Annotated in this window: 18 protein-coding genes; 8 read left to right on the forward strand and 10 right to left on the reverse strand. The window is 69.0% G+C overall.

Translation table 11 applies throughout. The annotated features are described in order from the left end of the window. Nucleotide 1 precedes the first annotated feature (1 nt). Entirely contained in the window at nucleotides 2-943 is a 942-nt protein-coding gene (locus tag AB8M46_RS38610; protein ID WP_037347565.1) for an alpha/beta hydrolase family protein, read from the reverse strand. A 98-nt stretch (nucleotides 944-1041) separates the two neighbouring features. Next, a complete protein-coding gene (locus tag AB8M46_RS38615) occupies nucleotides 1042-1740 on the reverse strand; it encodes a TetR/AcrR family transcriptional regulator (protein ID WP_125737460.1) in 699 nt (232 codons plus the stop codon). A 70-nt stretch (nucleotides 1741-1810) separates the two neighbouring features. Between AB8M46_RS38615 and AB8M46_RS38620 the strand changes: the two genes are divergently transcribed. Further along, on the forward strand, nucleotides 1811-3244 hold the full coding sequence (locus tag AB8M46_RS38620) for a carotenoid oxygenase family protein (RefSeq protein ID WP_394363385.1): 1434 nt from the start codon (nucleotides 1811-1813) through the stop codon (nucleotides 3242-3244). 269 nt (nucleotides 3245-3513) lie between these two features. Here AB8M46_RS38620 and fdhD read toward each other — a convergent pair whose 3' ends face one another. Then, a complete protein-coding gene (gene fdhD, locus AB8M46_RS38625; protein WP_394363386.1) occupies nucleotides 3514-4344 on the reverse strand; it encodes a formate dehydrogenase accessory sulfurtransferase FdhD in 831 nt (276 codons plus the stop codon). 101 nt (nucleotides 4345-4445) lie between these two features. Between fdhD and AB8M46_RS38630 the strand changes: the two genes are divergently transcribed. The 4 genes from AB8M46_RS38630 to AB8M46_RS38645 are packed head-to-tail and all read left to right on the forward strand — an operon-like array spanning nucleotide 4446 to nucleotide 8143. Then, on the forward strand, nucleotides 4446-5807 hold the full coding sequence (locus AB8M46_RS38630; RefSeq protein ID WP_125737457.1) for an OFA family MFS transporter: 1362 nt from the start codon (nucleotides 4446-4448) through the stop codon (nucleotides 5805-5807). Beyond that, on the forward strand, nucleotides 5804-5932 hold the full coding sequence (locus AB8M46_RS38635) for a hypothetical protein (RefSeq protein ID WP_255355414.1): 129 nt from the start codon (nucleotides 5804-5806) through the stop codon (nucleotides 5930-5932). Before AB8M46_RS38630 ends, AB8M46_RS38635 begins: the two co-directional genes overlap by 4 nt. A 15-nt stretch (nucleotides 5933-5947) precedes the next feature. Further along, the gene (locus AB8M46_RS38640) at nucleotides 5948-6691 is read left to right on the forward strand and encodes an SDR family NAD(P)-dependent oxidoreductase (protein WP_394363387.1); all 744 of its coding nucleotides are present in this window, start codon (nucleotides 5948-5950) and stop codon (nucleotides 6689-6691) included. A 48-nt stretch (nucleotides 6692-6739) separates the two neighbouring features. Next, nucleotides 6740-8143 (forward strand): LCP family protein, encoded by a 1404-nt coding sequence (locus AB8M46_RS38645; RefSeq protein WP_394363388.1) that lies wholly within the window; start codon nucleotides 6740-6742, stop codon nucleotides 8141-8143. A 6-nt stretch (nucleotides 8144-8149) separates the two neighbouring features. Here the strand turns inward: AB8M46_RS38645 and AB8M46_RS38650 are convergent, their stop codons facing one another. The 4 genes from AB8M46_RS38650 to AB8M46_RS38665 form a co-directional block, all read right to left on the reverse strand. Continuing rightward, nucleotides 8150-9037 (reverse strand): hypothetical protein, encoded by an 888-nt coding sequence (locus tag AB8M46_RS38650; protein WP_394363389.1) that lies wholly within the window; start codon nucleotides 9035-9037, stop codon nucleotides 8150-8152. Nucleotides 9038-9117: 80 nt separating this feature from the next. Continuing rightward, nucleotides 9118-11430 (reverse strand): FdhF/YdeP family oxidoreductase, encoded by a 2313-nt coding sequence (locus AB8M46_RS38655; RefSeq protein ID WP_394363390.1) that lies wholly within the window; start codon nucleotides 11428-11430, stop codon nucleotides 9118-9120. Nucleotides 11431-11473: 43 nt separating this feature from the next. Continuing rightward, nucleotides 11474-11791: a hypothetical protein gene (locus AB8M46_RS38660; RefSeq protein WP_378424195.1), complete on the reverse strand. Its 318-nt coding sequence runs from the start codon at nucleotides 11789-11791 to the stop codon at nucleotides 11474-11476. A gap of 30 nt (nucleotides 11792-11821) precedes the next feature. Continuing rightward, complete coding sequence (locus AB8M46_RS38665) at nucleotides 11822-12799, reverse strand: hypothetical protein (RefSeq protein ID WP_394363391.1); 978 nt, start codon at nucleotides 12797-12799, stop codon at nucleotides 11822-11824. A 107-nt stretch (nucleotides 12800-12906) separates the two neighbouring features. Here AB8M46_RS38665 and AB8M46_RS38670 point away from each other — a divergent pair, with 107 nt between their 5' ends. Then, a complete protein-coding gene (locus tag AB8M46_RS38670) occupies nucleotides 12907-15540 on the forward strand; it encodes a valine--tRNA ligase (protein WP_394363392.1) in 2634 nt (877 codons plus the stop codon). A 60-nt stretch (nucleotides 15541-15600) separates the two neighbouring features. On the opposite strand, the gene AB8M46_RS38675 is transcribed toward AB8M46_RS38670, so the two are convergent. Next, nucleotides 15601-16476, reverse strand: coding sequence for an SGNH/GDSL hydrolase family protein (locus AB8M46_RS38675; RefSeq protein ID WP_037347538.1), 876 nt, complete (start codon nucleotides 16474-16476; stop codon nucleotides 15601-15603). A 107-nt stretch (nucleotides 16477-16583) separates the two neighbouring features. Beyond that, on the reverse strand, nucleotides 16584-17213 hold the full coding sequence (locus AB8M46_RS38680; RefSeq protein WP_394363393.1) for a class I SAM-dependent methyltransferase: 630 nt from the start codon (nucleotides 17211-17213) through the stop codon (nucleotides 16584-16586). A 70-nt stretch (nucleotides 17214-17283) separates the two neighbouring features. Between AB8M46_RS38680 and AB8M46_RS38685 the strand changes: the two genes are divergently transcribed. Both AB8M46_RS38685 and AB8M46_RS38690 read left to right on the forward strand, forming a co-directional pair. Next, complete coding sequence (locus tag AB8M46_RS38685) at nucleotides 17284-18960, forward strand: folylpolyglutamate synthase/dihydrofolate synthase family protein (RefSeq protein ID WP_037347532.1); 1677 nt, start codon at nucleotides 17284-17286, stop codon at nucleotides 18958-18960. Then, nucleotides 18957-19355, forward strand: a complete 399-nt coding sequence (locus tag AB8M46_RS38690; RefSeq protein WP_034316250.1) for a DUF4233 domain-containing protein — start codon at nucleotides 18957-18959, stop codon at nucleotides 19353-19355. Before AB8M46_RS38685 ends, AB8M46_RS38690 begins: the two co-directional genes overlap by 4 nt. 281 nt (nucleotides 19356-19636) lie before the next feature. On the opposite strand, the gene AB8M46_RS38695 is transcribed toward AB8M46_RS38690, so the two are convergent. Continuing rightward, nucleotides 19637-20218 (reverse strand): DUF222 domain-containing protein (locus AB8M46_RS38695; protein ID WP_394363394.1); only part of this gene is annotated, 582 nt, incomplete at its 5' end.

A 20218-nucleotide genomic window follows, 5' to 3' on the forward strand; every position in this document is an offset into this window, starting at 1 on the left:
CTCAGGCGTTCTTCGGGACGTGTTTGCCGAGGAACGCGATCAGGCTCGGCACGACCGTGCGGTTGAAGGCGTCGCCGTGCTTGCCGCGCGAGGTGTGCGCGACCATGGGCCGCGCCTCGGAGATGAACTTCCGCACCCCGCCGATGAACGGGTCTTCGGTCCCGCACCAGATCCCCGTCGGCACGCTTTTGGTGACGTCGATATGGCGCAACGGGTCCAGCGAGCCCCAGTCGGCGGCGTCGCGGAACGCGCGCCGTTTGCTCATCTCGGCCCACGACGTGATCAGCGCGGGCGCGAGGGCCGCGACCGCGGCGGGCGGGCGACGGCGTTCCAGACGGCGACGGGTGTACAGCAGCGCGCCGAAGCCGCCCATCGAAAGCCCGGTGGCGGCGAACGGCTGCCCGTCCCGGCCGCCGAGACCGCGCGCGGCCAGCCAGCGGGGGACCTCTTCGAGCAGCATCGCCATCGGGTTGTCGCCCGGCTTGTTCTCGTGCCAGTAGTGGTCTCCGCCGTCGACGGCGACGAACCCGAACGGGGGCACCGCCTTGCGGGCGACCTCGCTGCCGAGCTGTTTCAGCAGTCCCGTCGGGGCCGCGTGCCGCGCGGTGCCGTGGAGGCCGTGCAGCATCAGCGACATCGGCAGGCCCTTGGGCGGCGCCTTGGTCGGCAGCATGAGCACGAGATCGACCTCGCGGCCGCGGGCTTCGGAGTAGACGCGTTCGACCCGCGGGCTGCCCAGCTGGGTGGCCGGGGTCGGCGACGCGACACCGAGCGCCCGCTGGAGCGCTTCGCTGAACGGCAGGGCTCCGGTGGCCGTTCCGGCGGCGAGACCGGCGACGCCGAGGCCGGAGGCGCCCGCGATCAGCACGGAACGACGGCTCAGCCACCGGCGGGCGCCGTCCACCCCCGGCAGCGTCGTGTGCCCCTGGTCGTCCTCGTTCACCGATCCCCGTTTCCCCCGTAGAGCTTCCACCAGGTCAGACGCGCGTTTCCGCTCGAAGGTTGCACGATTCACCGACCTGTGACCGGGGTATCGCCGGATCAGGTGCCGATGTTTCCCTCTTTCGCGCGCCAGGCCTCGATCGAGCGGCGGGCGGACCGCGTCGCGGCCTCGTAAGTGTCGCCCAGACCGACGCCGAGGGCGGTGGCCAGGGGAATCAGGATGTGGTCCACACCATTCTCGCCGTCGCCGAAATGGCCGGCGACCTCCAGCGTGATGTAGCCGTGCACGGCGCTCCAGAGCTGCGCGGCGACCTCGAACTCCGGTGCGGGGCGGAACCGGCCGGCGTCGATCACCCGCTTCGCGGCGCGGACGAGGTAGCCGAAGGCCTCGATGCCCTCTTCGCTGGCGTTCTGGCGGGTCTCCTCGTTGGTCATGTCGCCGAGGGTCACCTTCTGCCCGCTGGGCTGGCTCTGGCCGAAGGTCACCGCGTAGAGCTGCGGGTCGTCCACGACGGTCCGCCGGTACGCCAGCGCCAGGGTGAGGATGTCGGCCGCCGGGTCGTCGGTCTCCTCGACCCGGCCCAGATTCGCCGACAGCCGCCGGAATCCCTCGCGCGCGACCTCGTCCACGAGCGCGCCCATCCCGCCGAAGTGGGTGTACACGGCCATGGTGGACGCGCCGATCTCGGCCGCCAGCTTGCGCGCCTGGAGCGCCTCCGGGCCGCCGTGCGCGAGCAGCCGGATCGCCGCCTCGATCAGCTTGCCCTTGACCTCGGCGGCGGAGGGTTTCGGTGCCATGCTTGCCAGTATCTCATAACCCTGTTATAAATGAGCGCATAACATCGTTATTCCAGGGTAGGGGTCTGTGATGGGCAACAAGTTCCTCGAGGGCAACTTCGCCCCGGTCAGCCGTGAGCACACGATCACCGAACTGAACGTCACCGGGCACATCCCGGAGTACCTGGACGGGCGTTATCTGCGGAACGGGCCGAACCCGCTGTCCGAAGTGGACCCCGCGACGTACCACTGGTTCATGGGCGACGGCATGGTGCACGGCGTCCGGCTGCGGGACGGCCGCGCCGAGTGGTACCGCAACCGCTGGGTGCGCAATCCCCGGCTCGTGCGGGAGCTCGGTGAACGCTGGGAAGGCGGCACGGCCGCCGGCCTGGGGGCCAACACGAACGTGATCGGCCACGCGGGCAAGACCCTCGCCCTGATCGAGGGCGGCGCCACGAGTTTCGAACTGACCGACGAACTCGACACCGTGGGTGCCTGCGATTTCGACGGCACCCTGCCCGGCGGCTACACCGCGCATCCGAAGCGGGACCCGGAAACCGGTGAGCTGCACGCCGTCTCGTACTTCTTCGGCTCGGGGAACAAGGTCCAGTACTCGGTGATCGACGCTCAGGGCCGCGCGCGGCGCACGGTCGACGTCGAGGTCGCCGGTTCGCCGATGATGCACGACTTCTCCCTGACCGAGAAGCACGTCGTCTTCTACGACCTCCCCGTCGCCTTCGACAGCGAGCAGGCCGTGGCCGCGTCCGTGCCGCCGTTCCTGCGCACGCCCGCGCAGCTGGTGGTGTCCGCGCTGGTGGGCAAGGTGAAGGTGCCGGATCCGCTCAGCGCGCGGCTGCGTCAGCGGATCTCGGGCAACGCCGGCCTGCCGTACCGCTGGAACCCGAAGTACCCGGCGCGGATCGGTGTCATGCCGCGCGACGGCGGCAACGGCGACGTCCGCTGGTTCGAGATCGAGCCGTGCTACGTGTTCCATCCGATGAACGCCTACGACGACGGCGACACCATCGTGCTGGACGTCGTCCGGCATCCGAAGATGTTCGACACCGAGCTGCTCGGACCGGCCGAGGGGCCGCCGACCCTGGACCGCTGGACCGTCGACCTGAGCGTCGGCAAGGTCGTCGAGGAACGTCTCGACGACCAGGGGCAGGAGTTCCCGCGCGTCGACGAACGGCTGGTCGGGCGGCCGCACCGGTTCGGCTACTCGGTGTCCACAAAGGATGGTTCGGCGTCGTCGGGTTCCCTGCTGAAGCACGATCTGTGGAACCGGTCGGTCCGGTCGCGGGAATTCGGCGACGGCGCGCAGGTGGGGGAGTTCGTGTTCGTGCCGTCCTCGGTGGACGCCGGTGAGGACGAGGGCGTGGTGATGGGGTTCGTCTACGATCCCGCGACGCAGAAGAGCGATCTGACCATTTTGGACGCGGAGACACTGGAGACCGTGGGCGCCGTGCACCTGCCGGACCGGGTGCCGAACGGTTTCCACGGCAACTGGGTGGGCACGGAGTAAAGGTCCCGTGACCGGCGGTGCCGAACCGGTACTTTCGCGTGATTACGTGGACGGCACGCGTGATCAGAAGGACGACACTCGTGATCAGCGGGACGGCGCGCTCGCGGCCGAGCCCCACCGCGAGCCGTCCGTCCAATCACGGGTGTCGTCCACGCGATCACGTGTGTCGTCCATCTGACCACGCGAGTCACGTGCCCGATCACGCGAGTCACGCCTTCGCGGACTTCGGCCAGTAGGTACAGGAGGACGGTTCCACCCGTCCTCGCCGCTCAGTCGAGGCCGAGCACCCGTTGTTCCCCGGTGTAGAGATTCATGCTGTCGCCGCGCAGGAAACCGATGAGGGTCATGCCGTTCTCCTCGGCCAGTTCCGCGGCCAGCGACGACGGCGCGGAGACGGCCGCCAGCAGGCCGATCCCGGCCATGGCGGCCTTCTGCACCAGTTCGAACGAGGCGCGGCCGGACACCAGCAACCCGGTGTCCGCCGCGGGGATCCGGCCCGCCTGCAGCGCCCAGCCCAGCACCTTGTCGACGGCGTTGTGCCTGCCGACGTCCTCGCGGACCACGTCGAGATTCCCGTCGCCGTCGAACAGGGCGGCCGCGTGCAGGCCACCGGTGCTGGAGAACACCTTCTGGTGGGCGCGGAGCGTGTCCGGGAGTTTCGCCAGCACGTCGGTGCTCACCGCGAATCCGGACTTCTCCGGGGAAAACCGGCTTTTCAGCTTCACCGCGTCGAGCGCGGCCTTGCCGCAGACGCCGCACGAGGACGTGGTGTAGAAGTTCCGCTCGACGCCGGTCTCCGGCGGGGCGACCCCTTCGGCCAGCGCGATGTCCAGGACGTTGTAGGTGTTGCGGCCCTGGTCGTCGACGCCGTCGCAGTACCGCGCGACCGCGACGTCCTCGCGCGAGGCGAGCACGCCTTCGGACAACAGGAACCCGTGCGCGAGTTCGACGTCGTTGCCGGGGGTCCGCATGGTGACCGCGAGTGCCTTGCCGCCGACGCGGATCTCCAGCGGCTCTTCGGCCGCGAGCGCGTCGGGCCGCCGCACGTCCTTGGTCGCGGAGATCTTCCGCACCGGACGCCGCACCGTCACCCTGCCCACTTGTCCACCCTTCTGACCGCTTATTCGACACTCGGATACTGCAACGTCGGGAATTAAGTAATACATTCCCAGTGCACATCCTCAGAGTACGGAGGCGCCGGATGGCTGTCGGCTTCCTGGACCGTTCCCGCATCGTCGCATCACCGGGCTGGAGCCGCTGGCTGGTGCCGCCCGCCGCGCTGGCCGTCCACCTCTCGATCGGGCAGGCGTACGCGTGGAGCGTCTTCAAACCGCCGCTGGAGAAGACCCTCGGCCTCACCGGGACGGAGAGCGCGCTGCCGTTCCAGCTCGGCATCGTGATGCTCGGGCTGTCGGCGGCCTTCGGCGGGACGCTGGTCGAACGCAACGGGCCGCGCTGGGCGATGTTCGTCTCGATGGTCTGTTTCAGCTCGGGCTTCCTGCTGTCCGCGCTCGGCGTGGCGACGTCGCAGTACTGGCTCGTCGTCCTCGGCTGGGGCGGGATCGGCGGCATCGGGCTCGGGATCGGCTACATCTCGCCGGTGTCGACGTTGATCAAATGGTTCCCGGATCGGCCGGGGATGGCCACCGGTATCGCGATCATGGGCTTCGGCGGCGGCGCGCTGATCGCCTCCCCGTGGTCTTCGCAGATGCTGGGCACGGCGCCGTGGTCCATCGGGACGGTCGCGACGGCCTTCCTCGTGCACGGCCTGGTGTACGCGGTCTTCATGACCCTCGGCATCCTGCTGGTGCGGGTGCCCGCCGACGGCTGGAAGCCGCAGGGCTGGGAACCGAAGACCGACCACGGCAACGCGATGATCACCACCGCGAACGTGTCGGCGCGCAACGCCATCAGGACGCCGCAGTTCTGGCTTCTCTGGGTGGTCCTGTGCTTCAACGTGACCGCGGGCATCGGCATCCTGGAGAAGGCTTCGCCGATGATCGCGGACTTCTTCCGCGAGACCTCCACACCGGTCGGCACCGCCGCCGCGGCCGGATTCGTCGCGTTGCTTTCGCTGACCAACATGCTCGGCCGGTTCGTCTGGTCGTCCACTTCGGACCTGGTGGGGCGCAAGAACATCTACCGGCTCTACCTCGGCGTCGGCGCCCTGCTGTACCTGGTGATCGCGCTGACCACCAACGCCTCGAAGCTAGTGTTCGTCCTGTGCGCGATGCTGATCCTATCCTTCTACGGCGGCGGCTTCGCGACCGTGCCGGCGTATCTGAAGGACCTTTTCGGCACCTACCAGGTGGGCGCGATCCACGGCAGGCTGCTGACCGCGTGGTCGATGGCAGGCGTACTCGGGCCGCTGATCGTCAACGCCATCGCCGACAGCCAGAAGTCGGCGGGCAAGGTCGGCCCGGATCTGTACACGACGTCGCTGTTCATCATGATCGGCCTGCTGGTCGTCGGTTTCGTCGCGAACGAGCTGGTGCGTCCGGTCAACCCGAAGTACCACGAGCCGGCGTCGTCCGGCGAGCCCGCGAGGAGTGAGGCCCGATGACCGAACAGGCACCCGAACGCCGCCGCACCGGGCTGATGGTCTTCGCGTGGCTGTGGGTCGCGCTCCCGTTCGCCTACGGCGTCTACGAACTGTTTCGCAAGGTGGTCCAGCTCTTCGGCGGCTGAAGTAGGGTCGGTTCCGTGGGAGTTCTGGTCACCGGGGCGTCGCGCGGCATCGGCCGCGCGATCGCCCGCGCCTTCGCGGAAAAGGGCGACCGTGTCGCCGTCCACTACGCCTCGAAGCGGGAGGAAGCCGAGCGGACGCTGGGCGGGCTGCCCGGTTCCGGACACGGCCTGATCCAAGGTGATCTTTCGGAACCCGAAGTGGCACAACGGGTCGCCGACGAGGCCGAGGCGCTGGTGGACGGGGTGGACGTCCTCGTGAACAACGCCGCCTTCGCGCCCTCCGCGGATGCGGCCCATCCCGTCGCCGAAGTGTCCTATGAGGACTGGCAGCGGGTCTGGCGGCGGATGCTCGACGTCAACGTGCTCGGCACCGCGAACGTGACCTACTGCGTGGCGCGGCACATGATCGAACGCGGCGCGCCCGGCCGCGTGGTCAACATCGGCTCGCGGGGAGCCTTCAAGGGTGAGCCCGAGTTCCCGGCGTACGGCGCGAGCAAGGCGGCGCTGCACTCGCTGGGGCAGTCGCTCGCCGTCGCCCTCGCCCCGCACGGGATCGCCGTGACCTCGGTCGCGCCCGGTTTCACCGCGACGGACCGGGTGGCGGCGAAGGTCGAAGGCGCGCGAAGCGAGAGCCCGTTCGGCCGGGTCGGCACGCCGGAGGAGGTCGCGGTCGCGGTGCTCTACCTGGCTTCCGGCGAGGCCGCGTGGGCGTCCGGGGCGATCCTCGACCTGAACGGCGCGTCGCATCTCAGGATGTGAACTGGATCACTGATGCAGCGGTGACGGCTTCCCGCGCGTCTATGGGACGTGCACAAGCTGGGGAAGGTCCTGGTCGCCGCGCTCGCGGTGGCGGTGTTCGGCGGGACCGCGTACGGATACACGACGCTGGAGTCGCTCGACGGCATCACCCGCGAGGACGTGATCGAGGCGCCGGATCCGGGGGAGCAGCCCGCCGACGGTTCGCTGGACATCCTGCTGGTCGGGCGCGACGCGCGCACCGACAACCAGGACCGGCCGCTCCCGCCGGAGATCCTGCGGGAACTGCGGGCCGGGGCGAACGGCGACGACCTGACCGACACGCTCATCGTGCTCCGCATCCCCAACGGCCAGCAGGCGGTGAAAGCGTTCTCGATCCCGCGTGACTCGTGGGTCGCGCAGCCGGGCACGAAGGACAAGAGCAAGATCAACGAGATCTTCGGCCGGACCAAGGTCGCCTCGGCGAACGAGCAGCGCGCGGCGGGCAAGACCGACAAGGCCGAGATCAACAAGCAGGCGATCACCGCGGCGCGGAAGGCGACCCTGAAGGCCGTCGAGGAGCTCAGCGGCGTCAAGATCGACCACTTCGCCGAGGTCAACCTGCTGAGCTTCTACGAGATCAGCAAGGCCGTCGGCGGCGTCGAGGTCTGCCTGAAGAAGGCCACCAAGGACCGTGATTCGGGCGCGGACTTCCCCGCCGGGCGGCAGACGATCGCGGGCGCCGACGCGCTCGCCTTCGTCCGTCAGCGCAAGAACCTGCCCCGCAGCGACCTCGACCGCGTCCGCCGCCAGCAGGTGTTCCTCGCCGGACTGGCGAAGCAGGTGCTCTCCGGCGGCACCCTCGCCAACCCGGCGCGCGTGTCCGACCTGATCGACGCGGTGAAGCGTTCGGTCGTGCTCGACGGTTCGTGGAACCTGCTCGACTTCGTGCGGCAGATGCGCGGGGTGTCCGGCGGCGGGATCGCGTTCGAGACCATCCCGGTGGTCAACCCCGACTACCGCTACGACCCCCGGCATCCGACGTGGACCGCCGTGCAGGTCGATCCCGCCCAGGTGCGCGCGTTCGCCGCCTCGCTGATCGGTGTCCAGCCGACGACACCGCAGGCGCCCGCCGGGCCCAAGGTCGACGTCGTCAACGCGAGCGGCAAGGACGGTCTCGCCGCCCGCGTCTCGGATCTCTTGGCGGAGAAGGGCTTCGGCAAGGGCGACACGAAGGCCGAGGCCGGACGGCGGACATCGGTCGTCCGGTACAGCGACGCGGCCGGGCCCGCCGCGGAGATCGCGAAACTGCTCGGCGGACTGGACGTCCAGAAAGCCGATTCGGTCGCGGCGGGCCAGATCGAGGTCGTCCTCGGCCAGGTCTACAAAGGACCGGGCGTCTCCGCGGGCGGGGGCGCGATCGGTGCGCTGGCGGAGCCGCCGATCACGGCCGATGGCGCCGACTGCATCGACTGAGCCGCGTCACTCCCTTGGCGGGATCTTCCCGTTCTTCGCGACCGGAAGGCCGAGCTGGACCGGCTCGGTGATGACGGCCGCTTCGCCGGGAAGGTGGCTCAGCACCGGATTCAGATGGGTCAGCTTCAGCGTGAGCGGTCCGACGACGCTCGGCGCGGTGCTGACGTCCGCCTTCGCCAGATCCAGCCACTGGACGGTGCCGAGCACCCCGGGCGGGATCTCGTCACCGCGTTTCGCCACCGGGACGCACACTTGCCGTGCGTTGCCGACCTTCACGTCCGTCTTCGGCCGGTCGGCCAGCACTGGGTTGAGATGGCCCAGCGTCAGCGGGAACGGGATGGTCGGAATGCCGAGGACACGCAGGGCATAGCACTCGAGGTCGATATGCCGCACGAACGACAGGATCTCCGGCGGCGGCAGCGTCCCGTTCTTCGCGACCGGGACGCACAACTGCTCCGGGGACAACAGGGTCACATGCGAATCCTGGACGCCGAGCTTCTGCACGACAGGGTTCAGATGGCTCAGCGTCAGCGGGAAGTCCACCGAGCGGCCTTCGATCCGGTAGCACGACAGATCCACCCAGCGGACGTAGTCGACGATCCCCGGCGGTGGGATCACGCCGTTCTTCGCTACTGGCACGCACAGCTGCTGGCGTTCACCGAGCTTGACCGTCTCCAGCGGCAGCTTCCCGAGTACCGGGTTGAGGTGCTTGAGGGTGAGCTCCGTCGGCGGTGGTTTGTAGCCTTCGGTCCGGTAGCAGGACAGGTCGAGCTGGGAGACGAACGGCAGCGGCGGCGGTGCGGCCGCGGCGGCGGTGGCCGCGCCGGGCAGCACCGCGACGAGCAGGAGCGAGGCCAGGGCGGCGAAGCAACGCGAGGTCGATCTTCGTGACATGGCAAGCCTTTCCGCGAAAGGGGTTGGCCCTTTCACGGTGGACCCCGTCCGGCGCCGCGCGGCACCGCCAAGCGGGCGGCCTAAAGTGCGGACACCGGCTCCAACCGCACCACGATCGCCTTCGACACCGGGGTGTTCGACTTGTCCGCCACCGAATCCAGCGGCACCAAGGCGTTCGCCTCGGGGAAGTACGCAGCCGCACAGCCCTTCGCCGTCGGGTAGGAGACCACGCGGAACCGCGGGGCCCGGCGGTCGCCGTCCCGCCATTCCGAGACCAGGTCGACCATCGCGCCGTCGGCCAGCCCGAGCGCGGTCAGGTCGTCGGGGTTGACCAGCACCACGCGCCGCGCGTCCTCGATGCCGCGGTAGCGGTCGGAAAGGCCGTAGATGGTGGTGTTGTACTGGTCGTGGCTGCGCATCGTCTGCAGCAGCAGCCTGCCTTCGGGCACCCGGGGGTATTCGAGTTCGGAGACGGTGAAGTTCGCCTTGCCGTTCGCGGTTCCGTTGAACTGCCGGGAATCGCGCGGCGCGTGCGGGAGGACGAACCCGTCGGGTTCGCGCACCCGGGCGTTGTAGTCGTGGCAGCCGGGGACGACGCGCGCGATCCGGTCGCGGATGAGGTCGTAGTCGGCGTGGAAATCCCGCCACGGCACGGCGTGCCCGGCGCCGAGCAGGGCTTCGGCGAGGTGGCAGATGATCGCGACCTCGGAGAGCAGATGCTCGCTGGCCGGGGCCAGCCTGCCGCGTGAGGTGTGCACCTGCGACATCGAGTCCTCGACGGTGACGAACTGCTCGCCGCCGGCCTGGACGTCGCGTTCCGTGCGGCCGAGGGTGGGCAGGATCAGCGCCGTCCTGCCGGGCACGACGTGCGAGCGGTTGAGCTTCGTCGACACGTGCGCGGTCAGGGAGCACGACTTGAGCGCCTTCTCCGTGAGCTCCGTGTCCGGTGTGGCGGAAGCGAAATTGCCGCCGACGGCGAAGAAGACCTTGCCGTGCCCGTCTCGCATCGCGCGGATCGCGGCGACGGTGTCGTGACCGTAATCTCGCGGCACCTTGATGCCGAACTCCGCGTCGAGACTGTCCATGAAGGACTCCGGCATCTTCTCCCAGATGCCCATCGTCCGGTCGCCCTGGACGTTGGAGTGCCCGCGCACCGGGCACAGGCCCGCGCCCGGCTCGCCGATCATGCCGCGCATCAGCGCCAGGTTCGCGATCTCGGAGATGGTCTGCACCGCGTGCTTGTGCTGTGTCAGCCCCATCGCCCAGCAGTAGATGGTGCGCTTCGACGTGGCGATCATCCGCGCCAGCCGCTCGATCTGCTCACGCGGCAGCCCGGTCGCGGCGCCGACCTCGTCCCAGTCGATCTCCCGCAGATGCTTCGCGTAGTCCTCGAACCCTTCGGAGGACGACTCGATGAAGGCGTGGTCGACGATCGTGCCAGGGGTCTCCTGCTCCCATTGCAACAGGAGATGACCGATCGCCTGGAACAGCGCGAGGTCGCCGCCCAGCCGGATCTGCGCGAACTCGTCGGCCAGCGGAGTGCCCTTGCCGACCACGCCGCGGACGTTCTGCGGGTTCTTGAACCGCATCAGACCGGCTTCGGGCAGCGGGTTGACCGCCATGATCTTCGCGCCGTTGCCCTTGGCCTCCTCCAGCGCCGACAGCATGCGCGGGTGGTTGGTGCCCGGGTTCTGGCCGACCACCACGATGAGGTCCGCCTTGTGGATGTCGGCGAGCGACACCGAGCCCTTGCCGATCCCGGTCGTGGCCGCGAGCGCCGCGCCGGAGGACTCGTGGCACATGTTGGAGCAGTCCGGCAGGTTGTTGGTGCCGTAGGAGCGCACGAGCAGCTGGTAGAGGAACGCGGCCTCGTTGCTGGTGCGGCCGGAGGTGTAGAAGATCGCCTCGTTCGGGTCGCTCAGCGCCCGCAGCTCGTCCGCGACCAGCGTGAACGCGTCGTCCCAGGAGATCGGTTCGTAGTGCGAAGCCCCTTCGCGCAGCACGAACGGCTCGGTGATGCGGCCCTGCTGGCCGAGCCAGTAGTCCGTCTTGTCCGCCAGCTCGTGGATGGAGTGCCGGGCGAAGAACTCACGGCCGACCCGGCGCTTCGTCGCCTCCTCGGCGACGGCCTTCGCCCCGTTCTCACAGAACTCGGCGAGTTTACGGTGCTCGCCGTCGACCTCGCGCGGCTCCGGCCAAGCGCAACCCGGACAGTCGAAGCCGTCGCGCTGGTTCAGCAGGCGCAGCGTCTTCACGGTGCGCGCGGCGCCCATCTGCTCCATGCCGCGCATCAGGGAGACGGCGACCCCGGGGATCCCGGCCGCCCAGCTCTTCGGTTTCCCGACCTCGAGCTGTGTCTCGTCAACGTCGTTCGCGGGTGCTTCGCGGGTCATGACCCCATCGTGCGCCTTGCCGTCTTCGCGCGCGACCGAGGGGTCAGGCGTTGGTGACGATCCGGCTGATCTGCGCTTCGTCGAGCGGGAACCAAGGTGTCTCGTTGACGCCGCGTTCCTGCACCGCGTTCACCGTCACCGCGGCCACGACCAGCACGATCAGGCCGACGAGCGCCGCGATACCCGGCCACCGGCTCGTCCCTGGCGCGGAGTAGCCGCCCGCGGCTGCCTTCTGCTGCTTACGACGCTTCTTCTTGAGTTCCTTCTTCGCACCCAGCCAGGCGTCACGTTCGGCGTGTTTCTGCCAATCCGGGTTCATCAGATCCGGATGGGTCTCGATCCGCCGGTCCTCTTCGTCCATCTCGGTCCTCTTCCCCAGGTTTTCGGTCGGCTAACCGCAGTTGCCCGTCGATGGCAGGGGTTTCGTCGGGTCGTAGGTGTCCACTTCGTCGACCGCGGGCGCACCGTCGACGGGTTTGCTCTTGTCAGCGTACTGGGGTGCGAGGATGCCGGCCTTGAACGCGTCGCACGCCATGTTCGAGTGATAACCCGCGCCTTCGCCGAAGCTGAGGCCGGCGTCGGCCTTGGCGAACGGTGGCGCTTTGCGGATCACGTAGTCCTGTTCGTCGCGGACGAACGGGACGATGTCCGACGGCGACCGGGCCTCGCCAGGATGCGCGTCGAAGGCGTAGGCGGTCGTGTAACTCGCGTGAACGATCAGTTCGCCCTTCTCGCCGGGTCTCGCCGTCAGGAAGCCGGTCATGCGCGGGCTCACCTGCAGCAGGCGGTTCGGGCCGATGAGGGTCAGGTACTTGCCTTTTTCGACGGTGAGCGGGCTGGTGAGGGCCGGTGCGAGCCGGACGCGTTCGTTCGGGGCCAGCAAGCGGAGCAGCTCCGAGCCGTCCGCGTACTGGAGCACCCCGGAACTCAGACGAGTCGCCGCGATGGCTTCCGTCACGGTCCGGTACGCCGCGTCGACCTCCGCGGTGGTGAAACCGCCGACGGCCTGCCCCGGCGGCACGATGACCCCTGCGATGCCTTCGCGCCAGTACGCGGCGGGGGTGCGGTCATAAGGCCGGTTCAGGTCGACCCCGCCAGACACAGGGGCGGCCTTCGGCGGCTGCCCGAAGCCGGGTACGTCGTTGACGCCGCGTCCCTGTACCCGGTGCACGACGACCGCCGCGACCACGAGCGCGATCAGCGCCAGGACGAACACCGGCCCACCGGAGACCCGGAACCCGCGGCGCGACGCCTGCTTCCGCCGCTTCTTGAGGTCCTTCTTCGAGCCCAGCCAGGCGTCCACTTCCGCGTGCTCGCGCCACTCCGGATCCATCAGATCCGGATGCGTCTCCAACCGCCGGTCTTCCAAGAGCCCGCCCCTCCCCAGTGCGTCACGACATCCCCTCATCGGCTGGGAACGGCGGGCGTTACGGCCGGTGAGGAACTCGATGGAGAGGGTTCGTAGACTTGTCAACTGTGACCGAGAACGCCCAGCCGCAGCAGACCGACCTTCCGGGTACCTGGAATCCGGCCGACGAAGAAGCCTCGCTCTACCAGCGTTGGGTAGACGCCGGCTACTTCACGGCCGACCCCACGTCGGACAAGCCGCCGTTCACGGTAGTCATCCCGCCCCCGAACGTGACCGGTTCGCTGCACATCGGGCACGCGTTCGAGCACACCCTCATCGACGCCATCACCCGCTACCACCGCATGCTCGGCGAAGAGACGCTGTACCTGCCGGGCATGGACCACGCGAGCATCGCGGTCCACGCGCTGGTCGAGAAGCAGCTCCGCGCCGAGGGCACCAGCCGCCGCGAGCTCGGCCGCGAGGCGTTCGTTGAGCGCGTCTGGCAGTGGAAGAACGAGCACGGCGGCAAGATCCTCGCCCAGATGAAGCGCCTCGGTGAGGGTGTCGACTGGACCCGTGAGCGGTTCACCATGGACGACGGCCTGTCCAAGGCCGTCAACACGATCTTCAAGAAGCTGTTCGACGACGGCCTCATCTACCGCGCCGAGCGCCTGGTCAACTGGTCGCCGGAGCTGCGGTCGGTGCTGTCCGACGCCGAGGTGAAGCACGAAGAGGTCGAGGGCGAGCTCGTCTCGATGCGCTACGGCGACGGCGAGAACGCGATCGTCGTGGCCACCACCCGGATGGAGACGATGCTCGGCGACACCGCCGTCGCGGTCCACCCGGACGACGAGCGGTACACCCACCTCATCGGCACCGAGGTCGAGCTGCCGCTGACCGGGCGCAAGATCCCGATCGTCGCGGACAAGCACGTCGACCCGGAGTTCGGCACCGGCGCGGTCAAGGTGACCCCCGCTCACGACCCGAACGACTTCGAGATCGGCCAGCGGCACGACCTGCCGATGATCACGATCATGGACGAGCAGGGCCGGATCGACGGCACCGGCACCGAGTTCGACGGCATGGACCGCTTCGAGGCCCGGGTCGCGGTGCGGGAGAAGCTGCGCGAGCAGGGCCGCATCGTCGCGGAGAAGCGTCCGTACCTGCACAGCGTCGGGCACTCCGAGCGCTCGAAGGAGCCGATCGAGCCGCGGCTTTCGCTGCAGTGGTTCGTCAAGGTCGGCCCGCTCGCGAAGGCCGCCGGCGACGCGGTCCGCGACGGCCGGGTGAACGTCCACCCGCCGGAGCTGGAGAAGCGCTACTTCGACTGGGTCGACAACCTGCACGACTGGTGCATCTCGCGTCAGCTGTGGTGGGGCCACCGCATCCCGGTCTGGTACGGCCCGAACGACGAGGTCGTCTGCGTCGGACCGGACGAGGAGCCGCCTTCGGGCGAGGGCTGGACCCAGGACCCGGATGTCCTCGACACCTGGTTCTCCTCGGGCCTGTGGCCGTTCTCCACCCTCGGCTGGCCGGAGAAGACCCCGGACCTGAACAAGTTCTATCCGACGTCGGTGCTGGTCACCGGCTACGACATCCTGTTCTTCTGGGTCGTGCGGATGATGATGTTCGGCCTCTACGCCACCGGCGAGGCGCCGTTCAAGACCATCGCGCTGCACGGCATGGTCCGCGATCAGTTCGGCAAGAAGATGTCGAAGACCGCGGGCAACGGCGTCGACCCCATCGAGTGGATGGACAAATACGGCACCGACGCGCTGCGCTTCACCCTCACGCGGGGCGCGAACCCGGGTACCGACGTGCCGATCGGCGAGGAGTGGGTCGCGGGCTCCCGGAACTTCACCACGAAGCTCTGGAACGCCACCAAGTTCGCGATGATGAACGGCGCGGACGCGAACGCCCCGCTGCCCCTGGCCGCCGAACTCACCGAGGCCGACCGCTGGATCCTCGGCAGGCTCGGCAACGTCGTCGACGAGGTCACCGGCTATCTGGCGGACTACCAGTTCGCGAAGGCCACCGACACGCTCTACCAGTTCACCTGGACCGAGCTGTGCGACTGGTACCTGGAGCTGTCGAAGGTCCAGGTCTTCCAGGGTGACGAGGCCCGCGTGACGGCGACGCGCGCGGTGCTGGGGCACGTGTTCGACACCGTGCTGAAGCTGCTGCACCCGTTCATCCCGTTCATCACCGAGAAGCTGTGGACGGCGCTGACCGGCCGCGAATCGCTGGTCATCGCCCCGTGGCCGGTGGCGGACGGCTCGTACGCCGACGCCGTGGCGGACAAGCGGATCGCGGACGTGCAGAAACTGGTCACCGAGGTGCGCCGGTTCCGCGCGGACCAGGGCCTCAAGCCCAGCCAGAAGGTGGCGGCGCGGCTGTCCGGCGCCGGGTTCGCCGAGCTCACCGGGCACGACGAGCCGATCCGCTCGCTGGTCCGGCTCACCCAGCCCGAAGAGGGCTTCGCGCCGAGTGCGTCGCTCGAGGTCGGGCTGTCGGCCGGTGTGGTGACCGTGGAGCTGGACCTGTCCGGGACGATCGACGTCGCCGCGGAGCGCAAGCGCCTGCAGAAGGACCTCGGCGCGGCGGAGAAGGAACTGGCGCAGGCCGAGGCCAAACTCGGCAACCAGGCCTTCATCGACAAGGCGCCGGAGCCGGTGATCGGCAAGATCCGGGCCCGCAAGGAGACCGCGGTCGCGGATATCGAGCGCATCAACGCCCGGTTGGCCGCCCTTCCCGCCTCCTGACCAATGTCATGAAAGGGTCGTTCAGGACAAAAAATGTCTTGAACGACCCTTTCATGACATTCAGCGAAGGTGACGAAGGATCACTCCGGTCACGCCCGCCATCCCCGTGCGATACGGGTGGTAAGCCGCCGCGGCGAGCAGCTTCGTGTGCTGCCCGTTGATCCACGCGGCCCCGTTCGGCGCGCAGGCGTCGTGTCCGGCGGACGGTCCGAAGGTGTCGATGAAGGTCGCCTTGCCGTCGGCCGCGACGGCCTTCTCGATCGCCGAGTTCAGCGCCTTCTCGACGTCGTTGAGCCAGGCGTAGTCGCCCTCGGCGAAGGGCAGGATCTTCGGGCAATAACCACGTTCCGGCGCGATCCGCGGGTAGCCGATGACGAGCACGTCGGCTCGCGGGGAGCGGGCGTGGACTCCGGCCAGCACCTTCTCGACGTTCTTGCCGGTGTCGGCGATCTTGGCCTTGATGGTGTCGACACCGCCGACGGTGAACCGCTCCTGGCACGGGTTCCCGGTGGGATCGCTCGCCCGCAGTGACGGGCAGGTGCCGACCAGCGTGCCGAAGACGCCGTAGTCGTTGCCGCCGATACCGACCGTGACCAGGTCGGTGTTCGCGCGCAGGGCGCTGAACTGGGGTGGGTTGCTGCCGAGCGTCACGCTTTGGCGTTGCGTCATGTTGGTGGTGTCGGCACCGCCGCAGCTGATGTCGGTGAAGGAACGGACCCGCAGCGCCGCGGCGAGCATCGACGGGTAGTTCTGCGTCGACTTGCCGCAGAAGAGCGGATCGAGACGGGGGAGCGGGATGAGCGGTCCGGAGGTGTAGGAATCACCCAGCGCGACGTAATTGCGGTAGGACCGCGTGGTGGCGGTGGCCGCCGTGGCGGAGGCGATCAGCAGGACGACGGTCGAGACGGCCGCGAACAGGACGCGTCTGTAGCGCATGAGGACCCCGATCTCCGGACTGGATGGCCTCTCAAAAATGAACCGGATCCGCCCCGGTCGGCGCCGCCGATCGGGTGGTCGAGCGCCGGTTTCACCCGCTTGGGGTGTCACATCGGGTGATCGTCTTCCGGTCTGCGATAGACCAGCAGATAGCGGTAGAAGAGCAGGTTCCGGACCTTGCTCCCGGGCAGCAGGCCGGCCGCGTCGCGCCGGATCCGGCTCATCGGCGGGAAGGTCTCCACGATCGGCGCCGTCGGCAGCGGGTCGGCGCCGCCGTTCAGCCGCTCGCCCGCGTACACGATCACCCTGGCCAGCGCGTTGACCGGTGAGGCCACGAGAGCGCGCGCGTAGTCGCCGACGGTGCTGGGCCTGCCGAGGCCGAGCACGGCGAGCACCCCGCCGGGGACCAGCGCGTCCCGCAGCTTGGTGACCGTGTCGAACGGCACGTGGTGGAGCATCGCGAGACAAGAGATGAAGTCGTACGCCTCGTCCGGCAGCTTTTGGGCGACCACGTCGGCCTGCCGGTACGAGATCGTGCCGGGGCCCGGCGAGCCGGCGGCGCGGGCGAGCTCGATCATCGGACCGGACCGGTCGATCGCCTCGACATGCATGCCGGTGGCCGCGAGCCGCCGCGCGAACCGTCCGCTGCCGCAGCCCACGTCCAGCGCCACGCCGGGGCCGGGAGGCAGCTGGTCGAGCAGCAGCGGGTGATAGTGGTCGTTGTGGTTGAACCCCATGCGTCGAGAGTGCCAGGAAAAGCCGCACGTAGACTCGGCGTGACAGGCAGCAAGGGTAAGAGGAGAGTTCGTGCCGCGAGGTGACGGCCGGGATTCCGAAGATTTCAGGGAATCCCCGGACCTGGCAGATCTGGACAGTTTCGCCGGTGTCGACGAATTGGGGGCCCGCGCCCACGATCCGTCCGACGACACCGACCCGGATCTGGACGCACCCGACGCCGCGTACCAGGCGGGCGGCGGCGCGCGGGGCGGTATCGGCGGGATCGGGCAGCTGGGGGACAACCTCGCGCTCGGCCCCGTGCCGGACCTCGTCGCCCCGGAGGACGTCGAACTGCACGAACTGGACGACCAGGGTGACGAGTTCGCCCCGTCGGACCCCAACGGGCAGCAGGCGCGCCGCGAACTGCTCGCCGTCGAGGCCGAGCTGAACCAGCGCTGGCCCGAGACCAAGATCGAGCCGTCCCTCGCCCGGATCGCGGCCCTGGTCAATCTCATGGGTGAACCGCACCGCGGTTACCCGGTGCTGCACGTCGCCGGGACCAACGGCAAGGGCTCGACCACCCGGATGATCGACGCGCTGCTGACCCGCATGGGCCTGCGCGTCGGCCGGTACACCAGCCCGCATCTGCAGCTGGTCACCGAGCGGATCGCGCTCGACGGCGCCCCCATCTCCGCCGCCGCGTACGTCGACCTGTACCGCGACGTCGCGCCGTACGTGACCATGGTGGACAACGCCGGCGGCCCGGACGCGGTGCCGATGAGCAAGTTCGAGGTGCTGACCGGGATGGCGTTCGCGGCCTTCGCCGACGCGCCCGTCGAAGCCGCGGTCATCGAGACCGGGCTCGGCGGCTCCTGGGACGCCACCAACGTCGTGGACGGCGACGTCGCCGTCATCACGCCGATCGGCGTCGACCACGTCGAGTACTTCGGCGGCTCCCCGGCCAAAGCCGCGGTGGAGAAGGCCGGGATCATCAAACCCGGCAGCGTCGCGGTCATCGCCGAGCAGGAGCCCGAAGTCCAGAAGATCCTGCTGGAACGTGCCATCGAGGTCGACGCGAGCGTCGCCCGCGCCGGCAGCGAGTTCGGCGTGCTGGAGCGCGAGGTCGCCGTCGGCGGGCAGATGCTGAAACTGCAGGGCCTCGGCGGTGTCTACGACGAGATCTTCCTGCCGCTGCACGGCGCGCACCAGGCCGCCAACGCCGCTCTGGCGCTGGCCGCCGTCGAGGCGTTCTTCGGCGCGGGCAAGGACAAGCAACTGGTCATCGAGGCCGTCCGTGAGGCCTTCGCCGAGGTCGAGACCCCCGGCAGGCTGGAGCGCGTCCGCGCCGCACCGACCGTGCTGCTCGACGCCGCCCACAACCCGCACGGCGCCAAGGCGCTCGCGACCACCGTCGCCGAGGAGTTCGCCTTCCGCCGCCTCGCCGCCGTGGTCAGCGTGATGGCGGAGAAGGACGCCCGCGGCATCCTGGACGCGCTCGAACCGGTGGTGTCCGAGATCGTCGTCACCAAGAACTCGTCCCCGCGCGCGATGCCGCTCGACGAACTCAACGACGTCGCCATCTCGATCTTCGGCGAAGACCGCGTCGTGGCCGAACCCAGCCTGGACGCCGCGATCGAGACCGCCATCGGCCTCGTCGAGCAGAGCGACGACCCCGAGGAACCGCTGGCGGGCGGCGGCGTGCTGGTCACCGGCTCCGTCGTCACCGCGGGCGAGGCCAGGACCCTGTTCGGTAAGGAGCCGGCGTGACCGACGAGACCCCGAAGCCGCCCGCCAAGGACCCGATGAAGTCCTTCCGCGGGGTGATGGCCGGTTCGCTGATCATGGAGGGCATCACCGTCGCGCTCGCGCTGCCGGTGGTGGCGAAACTCGGCGGCGGGGTCGGTTCGCTCACCGGGTGGTCGGTGATCGTGATCGCGGTCGCGCTGATCGTGCTGTGCGGTTTCCTGAAGAAGCCCTGGGCGGTGCCCGCGGTACTGGTGCTGCAGGTCGCGCTGATCGCGTTCTTCGTCGCGCTGCCCGCCGTGGCGATCCTCGGGGTGATCTTCCTCGGGATCTGGCTGTGGCTGCTGTGGCTGCGGCGGGACGTGGCGCGGCGGATGGCGGCGGGGACGCTGCCGAGTCAGCAACAGCAACCGCAGTAACGTCGTCGCTATCCAGGCCGACTCGGTGGATGTTCACCGGGGCGGGAGCCATGGATGGCCAGATCCGCCGCCTCTTCGATGTGGCTGGGCCGGAAGATGTCATGCTGGGGCGCCCTTTCTCCAGCTTTCGCCGAGTCGGGCATGCGGGTCGGAGAAGTGTTCCGGAGCGCCTGCGGGAGTGGCCGCTAGGCGAGGGGCGGGCCGTTGAAGCAGCGGTCGAGTCTTGATTTTCGCGCATGCCGAGGGGCCCGTCGCCATGTGGTCGGCGGGCTCCCTCGGGTTCAGCGATGGTTACGGCGGGGCGTTTGGAGCGGATCCAAGTACTGCGGTGGAATGAATTCCGGTCGTCCGTTGGTGATCTGGACTTTCCAGCCGGATTGGCCGTGGATGACCATGTGGTGATAGCGGCAGAGTAGGCAGAGGTTGTTGAGGTCGGTGTCGCCGAGCTGTCCCCACGGAAGTATGTGGTGGGCTTCGCAGTGTTTCGGTCTTCGTCGGCAGCCGGGGAACGCGCATCCGTGGTCGCGCAGGTTGAGGGCGCGTCGTTGGGCGGGGGTGACGCTGCGGGCGGCGCGTCCGATGTCGAGGGGTTCGCTCTCGCTGCCGAGGAGGGCGGGGATGATTTTGGCGTCGCAGGCCAGCATCCGGGCATGCCGGGCGGTGATCTGAGCGACCCCGTCGACGCAGGCCGCGCCGAGCCCGGAGGTCAGGGTTTCGAGCGGGATGGTGACGACGACGGTGGTGCGGTCTCCGGAGAGGGTGGGGGCTTTGTCGTTGGTCATCGCGTAGTGGATGGCGTCGAAGAGTGCGTCGCCGTTGCGTTCGCCTGGAGTGCGGGGGTCGCGGTTGCCGTCCTCGTCGAC

The sequence above is a fragment of the Amycolatopsis sp. SB7-3 genome, from assembly GCF_041021335.1.
In the GTDB taxonomy this organism is placed as follows: Bacteria; Actinomycetota; Actinomycetes; order Mycobacteriales; family Pseudonocardiaceae; genus Amycolatopsis; species Amycolatopsis japonica.

Excerpts from the sequence above, each read along its gene's own strand:
- AB8M46_RS38675 (WP_037347538.1), bottom strand. The coding sequence starts at position 16,476 with ATGCGCTACAGACGCGTCCTGTTCGCGGCCGTCTCGACCGTCGTCCTG.
- AB8M46_RS38655 (WP_394363390.1), bottom strand. The coding sequence starts at position 11,430 with ATGACCCGCGAAGCACCCGCGAACGACGTTGACGAGACACAGCTCGAG.
- AB8M46_RS38615 (WP_125737460.1), bottom strand. The coding sequence starts at position 1,740 with ATGGCACCGAAACCCTCCGCCGCCGAGGTCAAGGGCAAGCTGATCGAG.
- AB8M46_RS38660 (WP_378424195.1), bottom strand. The coding sequence starts at position 11,791 with ATGGACGAAGAGGACCGGCGGATCGAGACCCATCCGGATCTGATGAAC.
- AB8M46_RS38635 (WP_255355414.1), top strand. The coding sequence starts at position 5,804 with ATGACCGAACAGGCACCCGAACGCCGCCGCACCGGGCTGATGGTCTTC.
- AB8M46_RS38680 (WP_394363393.1), bottom strand. The coding sequence starts at position 17,213 with ATGGGGTTCAACCACAACGACCACTATCACCCGCTGCTGCTCGACCAG.
- AB8M46_RS38630 (WP_125737457.1), top strand. The coding sequence starts at position 4,446 with ATGGCTGTCGGCTTCCTGGACCGTTCCCGCATCGTCGCATCACCGGGC.
- AB8M46_RS38650 (WP_394363389.1), bottom strand. The coding sequence starts at position 9,037 with ATGTCACGAAGATCGACCTCGCGTTGCTTCGCCGCCCTGGCCTCGCTC.
- AB8M46_RS38620 (WP_394363385.1), top strand. The coding sequence starts at position 1,811 with ATGGGCAACAAGTTCCTCGAGGGCAACTTCGCCCCGGTCAGCCGTGAG.